The sequence below is a fragment of the Halobellus marinus genome (assembly GCF_032113415.1).
In the GTDB taxonomy this organism is placed as follows: Archaea; Halobacteriota; Halobacteria; order Halobacteriales; family Haloferacaceae; genus Haloquadratum; species Haloquadratum marinus.
Genome location: NZ_CP134946.1, coordinates 3,329,230 through 3,341,299, shown reverse-complemented (window position 1 = coordinate 3,341,299; position 12,070 = coordinate 3,329,230). Strand labels below are relative to the sequence as shown.

Genomic DNA, 12,070 nt, shown 5'->3' with positions numbered 1-12,070 from the left:
ACACACAATGTCAATGCAGACACCCAAAGAGATCGGAGCCATCCAGTTCGGGCTGATGGACCCCGAGACGTACCGAGATATGTCCGCGACGAAGGTCATCACCGCGGACACGTACGACGACGACGGCTACCCAATCGATATGGGGCTGATGGACCCCCGCCTGGGCGTTATCGACCCGGGCCTGGAGTGTCGGACCTGCGGGTCGCACTCGGGGTCGTGTAACGGCCACTTCGGCCACATCGAACTGGCCGCACCCGTCATCCACGTCGGGTTCACCAAGCTCATCCGGCGGCTGCTCCGGTCGACCTGCCGCGACTGCGGGCGACTCTCCCTGACCGCCGAGGAACAAGACGAGTTCCGCGAGGGGCTCCAGCGCAACGAGGAACTCGGCGAGGACTGGACCGACGTGCTCAAAGCGGCGGTCCGCCAGGCACGGAAGGCGAGCCGCTGTCCGCACTGCGGTGCCCAGCAGCACGACATCAAACACGAGAAGCCGACGACCTACTACGAGGTCCAGGACGTCCTCGCGGGCGACTACTCCGAGCGCATCGCCTCGGCGATGCAGCCCGACCCCGATTCCGACGACGACGGCATCTCGCCTGCGGGACTGGCCGAGGAGGCCGGCCTCGACGTGGGCCGCGTCAACGAGATCCTCTCCGGGGAGTTCCGGCCGGTCGGCGAAGATAGGAAAAAGCTGGAGAAGGCGCTCGACGTCGACCTGACCGAGGAGGACATGAACAAGCTCATGCCCTCGGACATCCGCGACTGGTTCGAGGACATCCCCGACGAGGACATCGAGACGCTCGGGATCGACCCCAGTCGGTCGCGCCCCGAGTGGATGATCCTCACCGTCCTGCCGGTCCCGCCGGTCACCGCGCGGCCGTCGATCACGCTCGACAACGGCCAGCGCTCCGAGGACGACCTCACGCACAAGCTCGTCGACATCATCCGCATCAACCAGCGGTTCATGGAGAACCGCGAGGCGGGCGCGCCACAGCTGATCATCGAGGACCTCTGGGAACTGCTGCAGTACCACGTCACGACCTTCATCGACAACGAGATCAGCGGCACGCCCCCGGCGCGACACCGCTCCGGCCGACCGCTGAAGACCCTCAGCCAGCGGCTGAAGGGCAAGGAAGGTCGCTTCCGGGGTTCGCTCTCCGGGAAGCGCGTGAACTTCTCGGCGCGGACCGTCATCTCGCCGGACCCGACGCTATCGCTGAACGAGGTGGGCGTCCCCGAGCGGGTCGCCCGCGAGATGACCCAGACGATGAACGTCTCCGAGCGGAACCTCGGTCGGGCCAAGCAGTACGTCCAGAACGGTCCCGAGGGTCACCCCGGCGCGAACTACGTCAAGCGGCCCGACGGCCGCCGGCTGAAGGTCACCGAGAAGAACTGCGAGGAACTCGCCGAGAAGATCGACGCCGGCTGGGAGGTCAACCGGCACCTGATCGACGGCGACATCGTGATCTTCAACCGCCAGCCGTCGCTGCACCGGATGTCGATCATGGCACACGAGGTCGTCGTGATGCCGTACAAGACGTTCCGGCTCAACACCGTCGTCTGTCCGCCGTACAACGCCGACTTCGACGGCGACGAGATGAACATGCACGCGCTCCAGACCGAGGAGTCGCGGGCGGAAGCGCGCGTGCTGATGCGCGTGCAGGAACAGATGCTCAGCCCGCGCTTCGGCGAGAACATCATCGGGGCGATCCAGGACCACATCTCCGGGACGTATCTCCTGACGAACGGCAACCCCGAGTTCACCGAGACGCAGGCGCTGGATCTCCTCCGTGCGACGAGCATCGACACGCTGCCGGAGCCCACGGGCGAGGCCGACGGAGAGCCCTACTGGACCGGCCGGCAGCTCTTCAGCGAACTGCTCCCGGCGGATCTGAACCTCGAGTTCACCTCCTCTGCGGGCGACGAGGTGCGGATCGTCGACGGCCAGCTCGTTTCGGGCACCATCGACGAGGACGCCGTCGGCGCGTTCGGCGGCGAGGTCGTCGACACGCTCGCGAAGACGCACTCGAAGACCCGAGCCCGCGTGTTCGTCAACGAGGTCGCCTCGCTGGCGATGCGGGCGATTATGCACTTCGGGTTCTCGATCGGGATCGACGACGAGTCGATCCCCGACGAGGCCACTGCACAGGTCGACGAGGCAATCGGCGGCGCCTACGACCGCGTCGACGAGCTCATCGACATCTACGAGAACGGCGAACTCGAATCGCTGCCGGGCCGGACGGTCGACGAGACCCTGGAGATGAAGATCATGCAGCAGCTCGGAAAGGCCCGGGACTCGGCCGGCGAGATCGCCGAGGACCACTTCCGCGACGACAACCCGGCCGTGGTGATGGCCCGCTCCGGCGCACGTGGGTCGATGCTGAACCTCACGCAGATGGCCGGCTGTGTCGGTCAGCAGGCCGTCCGCGGCGAGCGGATCAACCGCGGGTACGAGGGCCGGACGCTCAGCCACTACCAGAAGGACGACCTCTCGGCGGAGGCACACGGGTTCGTCGAGAACAGCTACCGCGGCGGGCTGACCCCGCGGGAGTTCTTCTTCCACGCGATGGGCGGCCGTGAGGGCCTGGTCGACACCGCAGTCCGGACGTCGAAGTCCGGCTACCTGCAGCGTCGGCTGATCAACGCCCTCTCGGAACTGGAGGCGCAGTACGACGGCACCGTCCGCGACACCTCGGGGACGGTCGTCCAGTTCGAGTTCGGCGAGGACGGCACCTCGCCCGTGAAGGTGTCCTCCTCGGAGGAGAACCCGATCGACGTCGAAGCGGTCACCGACCGGATCATCGAGGCAGAGTTCGACTCCGAAGCGGAGAAAGAGCGGTTCCTCGGTCGGGAGCAGCGGCCGACCAACATCTCCGAGTACGCCGGGCCAGGACTCGACAAGGCCCAGAGCCTGGGGGTGGAATCCGATGACTGACGAATACGAACACGTCGGCGACGACATCGCGGCGATCGTGCGGGACCACAACCTGCCCGAGAGCCTCCAGCACCGCATCTACGAGACGATCGAAGAGCGGGAGGGAGTCACCCTCGAACAGGCCGACGAGATCGCACAGGCGGTCTCCTCGCGCTACGAGGACAACCGCGTCGACGCCCACGACCCCGTCGGGACCGTCTCGGCGCAGTCGATCGGCGAACCCGGAACGCAGATGTCGATTCCGGCCGACGAGGAGATCCTCGTTCGACGCAACGGATCGACTGATACCGTCGCGATCGGCTCGTTCGTCGACTCGCTCCTCGAAGGGCGGGAGACGCGGACGATCGAGGACCACGAGGTCGCGCTCGCCCCCGACGGGATCGAGGTGCCGAGTCTCGGCGAAGACGAGCAGGTCCGCTGGAAACCAGTCGAAGAGATCAGTCGCCACGAGACGCCCGACGAACTCCTTCGGTTCGAGTTGGAGTCCGGACGGACTATTCGTGCGACGAAGGCACACTCGTTCGTGACGCTGAGAGAAGGCGACATCGTGCCGGTTGCGGGCGATTCGCTCTCGCCCGGAGACGTGCTACCGACTATTGGCTCGTTCGACCGATCTGTGGGTGAAATCGAGCTTCCGATCGGATCAGGTCAAACACTTGCATCAGATGGTGGAACTGCGGCGACTCGTTCAGATGAATCCACTATTCAATCTGACGTGATCGAGGCGGCAACGTGGGACCGCATCGAATCCATCGAGACCATCGAAAGCGACCACGAGTACGTCTACGACCTCTCGGTCGCCGGACTGGAGACGTTCACGACGGCTGAAGGCGTCGTCACGCACAACACGATGAACACGTTCCACTACGCGGGCGTCGCCGAGATCGACGTCACCCAGGGCCTGCCGCGGCTGATCGAACTGGTCGACGCGCGGAAGACGCCCGACACGCCGATGATGACGGTTCATCTCGAAGACGAGTACGCCGAGAACCGCGAACGCGCCCACGAGGTCGTCTGGCAGATGGAGGCGACGAAGATCCTCGCCTTAGGCGACATCTCCACCAACGTGGCGGACATGGTCGTCCAGGTCGACCTCAACGAGGGGACGCTCGACGAGCGGTGGCCGACCGTCGACGACGTCGACACCGTCGCCCAGGAGATCGCCGAGACCATCGAGGACGCCCTCGGCGTCAGTACGCGGCGGTCGGGGACGCTCATCGAGTTCGGCCCCGACGAACCCAGCTACCGCCGGCTGCTCCAGCTCGTCGAGGAACTGCGCGAAATCGTCTTCAAGGGCCTCGAGGACATCTCTCGGGTCGTCATCCGGAAGGAAGACAACGAGGACACAGAGGGCGAGGAGTTCGTCCTCTACACCGAGGGGTCGGCCTTCGGCGACGTGCTCTCGATCGAGGGCGTCGACGCCTCCCGGACGACGAGTAACAACATCCACGAGGTCTACCGGAACCTCGGCGTCGAGGCCGCACGCGAGACCATCATCAACGAGACGATGGAGACGCTCGAAGAGCAGGGGCTCGACGACGTGAACATCCGGCACTTGATGCTGGTCGCAGACATCATGACGAACCGCGGCGAGATCGAATCGATCGGTCGCCACGGCATCTCGGGGTCGAAAGACTCCGTGCTCGCCCGCGCGGCCTTCGAGGTGACGGTCAACCACCTGCTCGATGCGGCGGTCCACGGCGAGGAGGACGACCTCGACGGCGTCATCGAGAACGTCATCGTCGGCAAGCCCGTCTCGATCGGGACAGGCGACGTCGACCTGCGGATGGGGTCGCTCGAGACCGACGGCGGGAATCCCTCCGCGACCGACGACTGACCGATGCGAGTCACGCTGTCGGACGCCGCACGCCAGTATATCGCCCGGTTCGAGGAGGAAACAGGCGCGCGGGCCCGCGACTGTCTCGTCTACGACGAACGGATCGTCATCCTCGTCGCGGCGGGCGATATGGGTACCGCGATCGGGCCCGGCGGCGCACACGTTCAGGCCGTCGAGGAGGCCGTCGGCCGCGACGTCGAACTCGTCGAGGACGCCGACACCCCCACGGCGTTCGTCGAGAGCGCGCTCGCGCCCGCGGCGGTCCGGCACGTAACGCTCTCCGAACAGGGCGGCGAGACGGTCGCGTACGTCGAGGTCCCAGACGGGGATCGCGGCGTCGCGATCGGTACCGAAGGGGCCAACATCGAAACAGCGCGGACGCTGGCGAGTCGGCACCACGACATCGACGACATTCAGTTGACGTGAACTGACGGGATCCGATTCCCCGCCTGCGCTCTGACACTGCTTCGGCAGGAGCGCGGGACGCTTCAGCGACGATCCTTTTTGTATCGGTGACCCGTCTCCGGGAGTATGCACGACGGACTGGCTGCTCCCGGGTTCTCCGTTCGTGGCCAGATCCTTCCACCGGAGGTGTTCAGTGGCATCGTCGGGGGACCGTACGACGACATCGTTCGGGTAGCGGGCGGGTTCTTCATCGGCCTGGTGGTGGCGTACATGGTGGGACGGATCCTCATCGTGCCCGCGGTTACCCGAGTTGTCGCCGCGCGGAACCGCAACAACCCCACGCTGGAGACCGCTGTCACGACGTATTCCCGCGTTTTCGTCGTTATCGTGGCCCTCATTGTCGGGATCGCGAGTGCGGGGCTGTGGTCGCTTCTGACGAACCTCTCGATCGTCGTCGCCGCCGTGACGCTCGTGGCCGGCGCGGCGAGTCAGGACGTCGTCGGATCGCTCGTCAGCGGCCTCTTCCTGATCGCGGATCCCGAGTTCAACGTCGGCGACTGGATCGCCTGGCCGGGCGGCGAAGGCATCATCGAGGCGGTGGACTTCCGCGTGACGAGAGTCCGGACCCCGAACAACGAGACGATCTCAGTCCCGAACACGCAGTTGACCTCGAACACGCTCACGCGGCCGTACGGGCGCGATCGATTCCGCGTGGTCGAGCCGTTCGAGGTGGCCTACGGCGACGACGTCGAACTGGCGCTCCGAGAACTCGTCGCGGTCGCCCACGACGACGATCGGATCCTCGAGGACCCCTCTTCGACCGCGACGCTCGCCGCCTTCGAGGGGAGTTCCGTCCGTATCCGAGCGGAGTTCTGGGTCGACGATCCGATGGACGTCGACATCGTGACCCTCCAGTCGGACTACCGACGCAGGGTGAAAGCTCGCTTCGACGACGTCGGACTGACACTCGGGCCAGCGTCGGGACGCGAACTCAGCGGCTCTCTGGACGTCGACCTCAGTGGGGCGTCGCCGTCGAGTGAGGACGACGGCCAGTGACCACGCGCCGGAAAACGACACGTTCTCCGCCCCGTTCAGTCGCTCTTCACCGTCGAACGGCCGTCAGCCGAGGCGTATCGACGCCCTCAGAACGCGTTTTAGGGGGCGCTAATCGGACCTGCAGCCGTCTCGTCGGGTGCGAAAAGGGAGCCTTAAGTAGCTCCGCCGGGAATCCCAGGTCACTATGGCGAACGGCAAATACGCCGCGCGCAAACTCAAGCAGGACCGGCAGAAGCGCCGCTGGTCCGACTCGGAGTACGCGCGACGCGAACGCGGTCTCGGAGCGAAGTCCGATCCCCTGGAGGGGGCCCCGCAGGGACGCGGGATCGTCCTCGAGAAGGTCGGGATCGAAGCCAAACAGCCCAACTCGGCCATCCGGAAGTGTGTCCGGGTGCAGCTCATCAAGAACGGCAAGCAGGTCACCGCCTTCTGTCCCGGTGACGGCGCAATCTCCTTCATCGACGAGCACGACGAGGTCACCATCGCCGGCATCGGCGGCGCGAAGGGTCGTGCGATGGGCGACCTCTCCGGCGTGAACTACAAAGTCGAGAAGGTCAACGGCGTCTCGATGATCGAACTGGTCCGCGGCAACGCCGAGAAACCGGTGCGTTAAGATGTCCGAAAGCGAATCCCCCGACCCCGACGCCCCAGCCGACAGCGAGGAGGCCGAGTCGAACGCACAGCTGTTCGACCTCTGGGAGGTCACCGACATCGAGTACTCCGATCCCTCGACTGAGCGGTACATCAACGTCACGCCCGTCGCGCACACGATGGGCCGGCACGCCGGAAAGCAGTTCCAGAAGTCCGAGATCAGCATCGTCGAGCGGCTCATCAACCGCCTGATGCAGACCGAGGAGAACACAGGCCACAAGCAGAAGACGATGAAGATCGTCAAGGACGCCTTCGATCTGGTCCACGACCGGACCGAGGAGAACCCCGTGCAGGTGCTCGTCAGCGCGGTCGAGAACGCCGCGCCGCGCGAGGAGACGGTGCGCCTGAAATACGGCGGTATCTCCGTCCCGCAGGCCGTCGACGTCGCCCCCCAGCGCCGCGTCGACCAGGCGCTGAAGTTCATCGCCGATGGCACGCAGAACGCGTCGTACAAGAGCCCCCAGAGCGCCGCCGAGGCGCTCGCGCAGGTGCTCGTCGGCGCTGCCGACTACGACGTCCAGTCGTACGCTATCGCCCAGAAAGAGGAGTCCGAACGCGTCGCCGAAGCGGCCCGGTAAGCCGTTCGCTACACGCGGATTCCGATTCTCTCTGTTTTCTCTCTTCGATAGGCGACTCCCCCGCAGCGACGCGTCGGTTTGCATCGGAAGTCGGTCGAGGGAGACTGATCAGTCTGCGGCGACGTTCGTGCTCGCGTCTCGGACGACGTATTCGCGGGTCGCGTCCACTAGCGCCTTCCGGTAGTCGCGCTCGGAGGGGTTCTCCCCGAGCGAGCGGAACCGGCGCTTGAACGCGTCTAGGTCGACTGTCGGGGCGTCGTCGGCGGCGGCGTGAGCCAGGTCGTAGAGACGGTGGTCGGGGTCGACTACGTCGTGGCGCTCGACGAGGCCGAGCGCGAACGCCGCGTTGACGGCCGTGATCTCCGGATCCGATCCGGCGGTGACGCGTCGTGAGTCGGGCCACGGCGTCGGTTCCGGCCGCGTCGCGACCGCGCGGGCGAGTTCGGATTCGAGGAACGCGACCAGTTTCGCCGGCGGCATCACCGAGAGCGTGATGTCGTCGGCGTAGATATCTTTCATATGGTTCGCGATCTGATAGCAGTGGGCGACCTTCCGTCGCTCGACTGATTCGCCCGCGAGCGCGAGAAACAGCGCCTCCTCAGTCCGAAAGTGGTGGGAAGTGTGTCCCTCCTCGTTGCGTGCCATATGGGCGAGTTCGTGGACGACCAGCTCTCTGGCCATCGCGCTCGTGGCGGCCTGGCGGGAGATGTTCAGCACGTGGTGGTCGTCGTAGTGTGCCGCCCAGGTCCGTTCGTCGGGGTCCGTCCGGACGTCGACGCGAACCGGCTTGTCGAGTTCGTACTCGGTCTCGAAGAGGTCCGCCGCGCCGAGAAAGGGATCGGCCGGAACGTCCCCACGTACTCGCAGGTCCATGTGTGAAGTTCACACGGGACCGGCGGACAAGACTCTTGCCCCCGCGTGAGGGTGTCATAGAAGTCTTCTCACACCGTGATGATAGTGCTTCCCGGATTGTCTCCGCGTTCGTAGTTGGTGATTGCGACAACGAGACGAAGACATAGAGCGAGGAAAACCTGCGCTCGTGCGTGGACGCGGCCTCGGGCGTGCGTTCGCCCGAGGCCGCAGTCCTTCACTGATTCGTTAGTTCGTTCGACTCCTGTACGGCGGTTGTACGTCTCGTCCAGGATAGATTGCTTCAGCTGAACGTCCTTGCTGTGTTTCTCAATACGGTCTTCGACTCTATATTCGATGTCTTTCGGTTCGTCAGCGTTTCGTGCATTGTACGGGGCGACTGGCACGACCCCTGCGGCAAGCAGGTGGTCGTGCCAGTCGAGCGTGTCGTAGGCACTGTCACCGACCATCCAAATCGGCTTGGCGACGGCGAGCGCGTCACGTGTGACGCGCATCGCCGTCTCTTCTGGCGCTTGTTTGCTCTCGGTGAACTCCGCTGCAATCGGGATCTTTTGTCCGGTTGAGACGATCGTACAGCCGTAGCCGTAGTAGTACTCGTCGTCGGTTGGATCGTAGCACTTTGAGGCGTCTTGATCAGCGGGCATCGCTCTCACGTCTGTTGAATCGATGCAGTAAGTCAAGTCGAGCAGGCCGCGCCGGGCGGCCTGCTCGACGAGGTGGTCCAAGACTTCGTCGACAACGTGTTCAAGATCGGTGAGGAAGCGATCGACCGCGTCTCTCGACGGCGGTCGATCGAAGCCGCAGCTCACCCAAACGACCGTATTCCGAAGCTCCCGTTCAACGGGACGAATGCCGTAGATGTCGTGGTAGTAGCAATGGAGAACCGCGCGCATCATCTCTGGTGGCTCATGCTCTCGTGTTCGCCCCGTCTCCGCCGGGGCGAACACGTCGAACTCTTCAAGAAACTCGAAGGAGAGATACTCAAACAGCGCTAGCGTTTCAGTCTCCGCGACATTGAAGAACGTCTCTACCGAAGGATCATCTTGCAGGGTCGCTGAACTCATTCCACCTCAGCGTTCACCCTGCTCTTTGGTGTGGTAACCGTTCTATGACACCCTCCCCGCGTGCGAATATGCAGCGGCGCGTTCCGATCGACACGGGGATATCCGCCGCCCTGCGTGACAAAAAGAGGCATACGACGGGCGAAAACCGCCGTATCCGTCGATTTCCCCCACCGCAAAACACTACCCTTTTGACCCTCCTGCCGGTACGGGTTCGTATAATGGGCCGACGAAAGAAGATCGTACAAGAGTGTGAGCAACTGATGGAGGATCCGGAGCAGATCCGGAACATCGCCATCGCGGCTCACGTCGACCACGGGAAAACCACACTGACGGACAACCTCCTGGCCGGTGCCGGGATGATCGCCGACGAGGGCGAGGCGACCCGGCTGATGATGGACACCGAGGAGGACGAGCAGGAACGCGGGATCACGATCGACGCCGCGAACGTTTCGATGACCCACGAGTACGAGGGCAACAACCACCTCATCAACCTCATCGACACGCCCGGCCACGTCGACTTCGGCGGCGACGTGACGCGAGCGATGCGCGCCGTCGACGGGGCGCTCGTCGTCGTCGACGCCGTCGAGGGCGCGATGCCGCAGACCGAGACGGTCGTCCGGCAGGCGCTCCGCGAGGGCGTCAAGCCCGCGCTGTTCATCAACAAGGTCGACCGCCTCATCTCCGAGCTCCAGGAGGGTCCCCAGGAGATGCAGGAGCGCCTCCAGAGCGTCATCGCCGACGTCAACGAACTCATCCGCGGGATGACCGAAGAGCGCGACGACATCGACGACTGGACGGTCTCCGTCCAGGACGGCACCGTCGCCTTCGGTTCGGCGCTCTACAAGTGGGGCGTCTCTGCGCCGTCGATGGCTCGAACCGGGATCGGCTTCCCGGAGATCATCGAGATGGAGCGCAACGACCAGCGGCTGGAGCTCCACGAGCAGACGCCGCTTTCGGACGTCGTCCTCGACATGGTCGCCGAGCACTTCCCGGACCCGCTCGACGCTCAGCCCCGCCGGATTCCGCGCGTCTGGCGCGGCGACGACGAATCCGAGCTCGCACGGCAGATGCGCGAGGTCGACGACGACGGCGAGGTCGTCTTTATGGTGACCGACATCTCGATGGACCCCCACGCGGGCGAGATCGCCACCGGGCGGCTGTTCAGCGGCACGATCCAGCAGGGCCAGGAGCTGTACGTCTCCGGGACCGTGGGCAAGAACCGCGTGCAGTCGGTCGGGATCTTCATGGGCGGTGAACGCGAGGAGCTCGACCGCGGCGTCCCCGCCGGCAACATCGCGGCCGTCACCGGCCTCCGGGACGCCATCGCCGGCTCGACGGTCTCCTCGATCGAGATGACGCCGTTCGAGTCGATCGAGCACATCTCCGAGCCGGTCATCACGAAGTCCGTCGAGGCGAAGAATATGGACGACCTGCCGAAGCTCATCGAGACGCTCCAGCAGGTCGCAAAGGAGGATCCGACAATCAGGGTGGAGATCAACGAGGACACGGGCGAGCACCTCATCAGCGGCCAGGGCGAGCTCCACCTCGAAGTCATCACCCAGCGCATCCAGAAGAACCAGGGCATTCCGGTCGAGACGGGCGAACCGATCGTCGTCTTCCGCGAGTCCCCGCAGTCGGAATCCCGCGAGGTCGAGGGCGTCTCGCCGAACCGCCACAACAAGTTCTACATCACGGTCGAGCCCCTCTCGGAGGACATCGTCGAGGCGATCCAGCTCGGCGAGGTTTCGATGGATATGCCCGAACTGGAGCGCCGCGAGGCGCTGCAGGAGGCCGGGATGGACAAAGACACCTCCCAGGAGGTCGAACACATCCACGGGACGAACATCCTCATCGACGACACGAAGGGGATTCAGCATCTCAACGAGACGATGGAGCTCGTCATCGAGGGTCTCGACGAGGCCCTCGACGACGGCCCGCTGGCGAACGAGCCCGTGCAGGGCGCGCTGCTTCGCCTGCACGACGCGCGACTGCACGAGGACACCATCCACCGCGGTCCGGCGCAGGTCATCCCGGCCGTCCGCAACGCCGTCCACCGCGCGCTCATCGACGCCGACATCAAGCTGCTGGAGCCGATCCAGAACGTCCGGATCGACGTGCCCTCCGAACATATGGGCTCGGCGTCCGGCGAGATCCAGGGCCGGCGTGGCCGCGTCGACGATATGTTCCAGGAGGGCGACCTGATGGTCATCGAGGGAATCGCGCCCGTCGAGGAGATGATCGGGTTCTCCTCGGACATCCGCTCGGCGACCGAGGGCCGTGCCTCGTGGAACACCGAAAACGCCGGGTTCCGCGTGCTCGCCGATAATCTCCAGCGCGAGAAGATTATGGAGATCCGCGAGCGCAAAGGAATGAAGCTCGAACTCCCGAGTTCGGTCGATCAGTTCTGAATCGTCCGAACCGTCCCGTAGATCGGACGGTTCCGTCGGCCTTGACTCGCCGTTCCTGTTGACGCGTTCTGGATCTGTTTTGTGATAGCTGCTGCACGGTGTCGCCGTCGACAGCAGCCGCCCCCCGGTGTCGCCGTCACAGCAGCCGCATCTATCCCCAGCGAGCCATCGATGAAGGCTTATATCGGTCCGGGGGTTGATCTTGGGGTATGTGTACTGAGGCGACCCCGCGGCTGGGCCCACCGGCCGCGAGCACGGTTCGT

Annotated in this window: 9 protein-coding genes; 7 read left to right on the top strand and 2 right to left on the bottom strand. The window is 64.8% G+C overall.

What is annotated here, in order from left to right; all coding sequences use genetic code 11:
• Positions 1-13 precede the first annotated feature (13 nt).
• The 6 genes from RJT37_RS16570 (at position 14) to RJT37_RS16535 (ending at position 7,465) form a co-directional block, all read left to right on the top strand.
• Positions 14-2,938, top strand: coding sequence for a DNA-directed RNA polymerase subunit A' (locus RJT37_RS16570; RefSeq protein ID WP_313686186.1), 2,925 nt, complete (start codon positions 14-16; stop codon positions 2,936-2,938).
• Complete coding sequence (rpoA2, locus tag RJT37_RS20550; protein ID WP_345785373.1) at positions 2,931-4,775, top strand: DNA-directed RNA polymerase subunit A''; 1,845 nt, start codon at positions 2,931-2,933, stop codon at positions 4,773-4,775. The genes RJT37_RS16570 and rpoA2 overlap by 8 nt, the downstream gene beginning before the upstream one ends.
• A 3-nt stretch (positions 4,776-4,778) precedes the next feature.
• Positions 4,779-5,201 carry a NusA-like transcription termination signal-binding factor gene (locus RJT37_RS16550; RefSeq protein WP_313686185.1) on the top strand — a complete coding sequence of 141 codons (423 nt, stop codon included), beginning with the start codon at positions 4,779-4,781 and terminating at the stop codon, positions 5,199-5,201.
• A gap of 105 nt (positions 5,202-5,306) precedes the next feature.
• Positions 5,307-6,236 (top strand): mechanosensitive ion channel family protein, encoded by a 930-nt coding sequence (locus tag RJT37_RS16545; protein ID WP_313686183.1) that lies wholly within the window; start codon positions 5,307-5,309, stop codon positions 6,234-6,236.
• A 184-nt stretch (positions 6,237-6,420) separates the two neighbouring features.
• Positions 6,421-6,849, top strand: coding sequence for a 30S ribosomal protein S12 (locus RJT37_RS16540; RefSeq protein ID WP_089768796.1), 429 nt, complete (start codon positions 6,421-6,423; stop codon positions 6,847-6,849).
• Between the two features lies 1 nt (position 6,850).
• Positions 6,851-7,465: a 30S ribosomal protein S7 gene (locus RJT37_RS16535; RefSeq protein WP_313686177.1), complete on the top strand. Its 615-nt coding sequence runs from the start codon at positions 6,851-6,853 to the stop codon at positions 7,463-7,465.
• A gap of 108 nt (positions 7,466-7,573) precedes the next feature.
• Here the strand turns inward: RJT37_RS16535 and RJT37_RS16530 are convergent, their stop codons facing one another.
• The gene (locus tag RJT37_RS16530) at positions 7,574-8,338 is read right to left on the bottom strand and encodes a DUF5781 family protein (protein ID WP_313686175.1); all 765 of its coding nucleotides are present in this window, start codon (positions 8,336-8,338) and stop codon (positions 7,574-7,576) included.
• Between the two features lie 68 nt (positions 8,339-8,406).
• Positions 8,407-9,399 (bottom strand): transposase, encoded by a 993-nt coding sequence (locus tag RJT37_RS16525; RefSeq protein ID WP_313686173.1) that lies wholly within the window; start codon positions 9,397-9,399, stop codon positions 8,407-8,409.
• Positions 9,400-9,617: 218 nt separating this feature from the next.
• On the opposite strand from RJT37_RS16525, the gene RJT37_RS16520 reads away from it, so the two are divergent.
• Positions 9,618-11,807 carry an elongation factor EF-2 gene (locus RJT37_RS16520; protein ID WP_311170665.1) on the top strand — a complete coding sequence of 730 codons (2,190 nt, stop codon included), beginning with the start codon at positions 9,618-9,620 and terminating at the stop codon, positions 11,805-11,807.
• Positions 11,808-12,070 lie beyond the last annotated feature (263 nt).

Coding starts and splice junctions, on each gene's coding strand:
- RJT37_RS16570 (WP_313686186.1), top strand. CDS start 14: ATGCAGACACCCAAAGAGATCGGAGCCATCCAGTTCGGGCTGATGGAC.
- rpoA2 (WP_345785373.1), top strand. CDS start 2,931: ATGACTGACGAATACGAACACGTCGGCGACGACATCGCGGCGATCGTG.
- RJT37_RS16550 (WP_313686185.1), top strand. CDS start 4,779: ATGCGAGTCACGCTGTCGGACGCCGCACGCCAGTATATCGCCCGGTTC.
- RJT37_RS16545 (WP_313686183.1), top strand. CDS start 5,307: ATGCACGACGGACTGGCTGCTCCCGGGTTCTCCGTTCGTGGCCAGATC.
- RJT37_RS16540 (WP_089768796.1), top strand. CDS start 6,421: ATGGCGAACGGCAAATACGCCGCGCGCAAACTCAAGCAGGACCGGCAG.
- RJT37_RS16535 (WP_313686177.1), top strand. CDS start 6,851: ATGTCCGAAAGCGAATCCCCCGACCCCGACGCCCCAGCCGACAGCGAG.
- RJT37_RS16530 (WP_313686175.1), bottom strand. CDS start 8,338: ATGGACCTGCGAGTACGTGGGGACGTTCCGGCCGATCCCTTTCTCGGC.
- RJT37_RS16525 (WP_313686173.1), bottom strand. CDS start 9,399: ATGAGTTCAGCGACCCTGCAAGATGATCCTTCGGTAGAGACGTTCTTC.
- RJT37_RS16520 (WP_311170665.1), top strand. CDS start 9,618: ATGGGCCGACGAAAGAAGATCGTACAAGAGTGTGAGCAACTGATGGAG.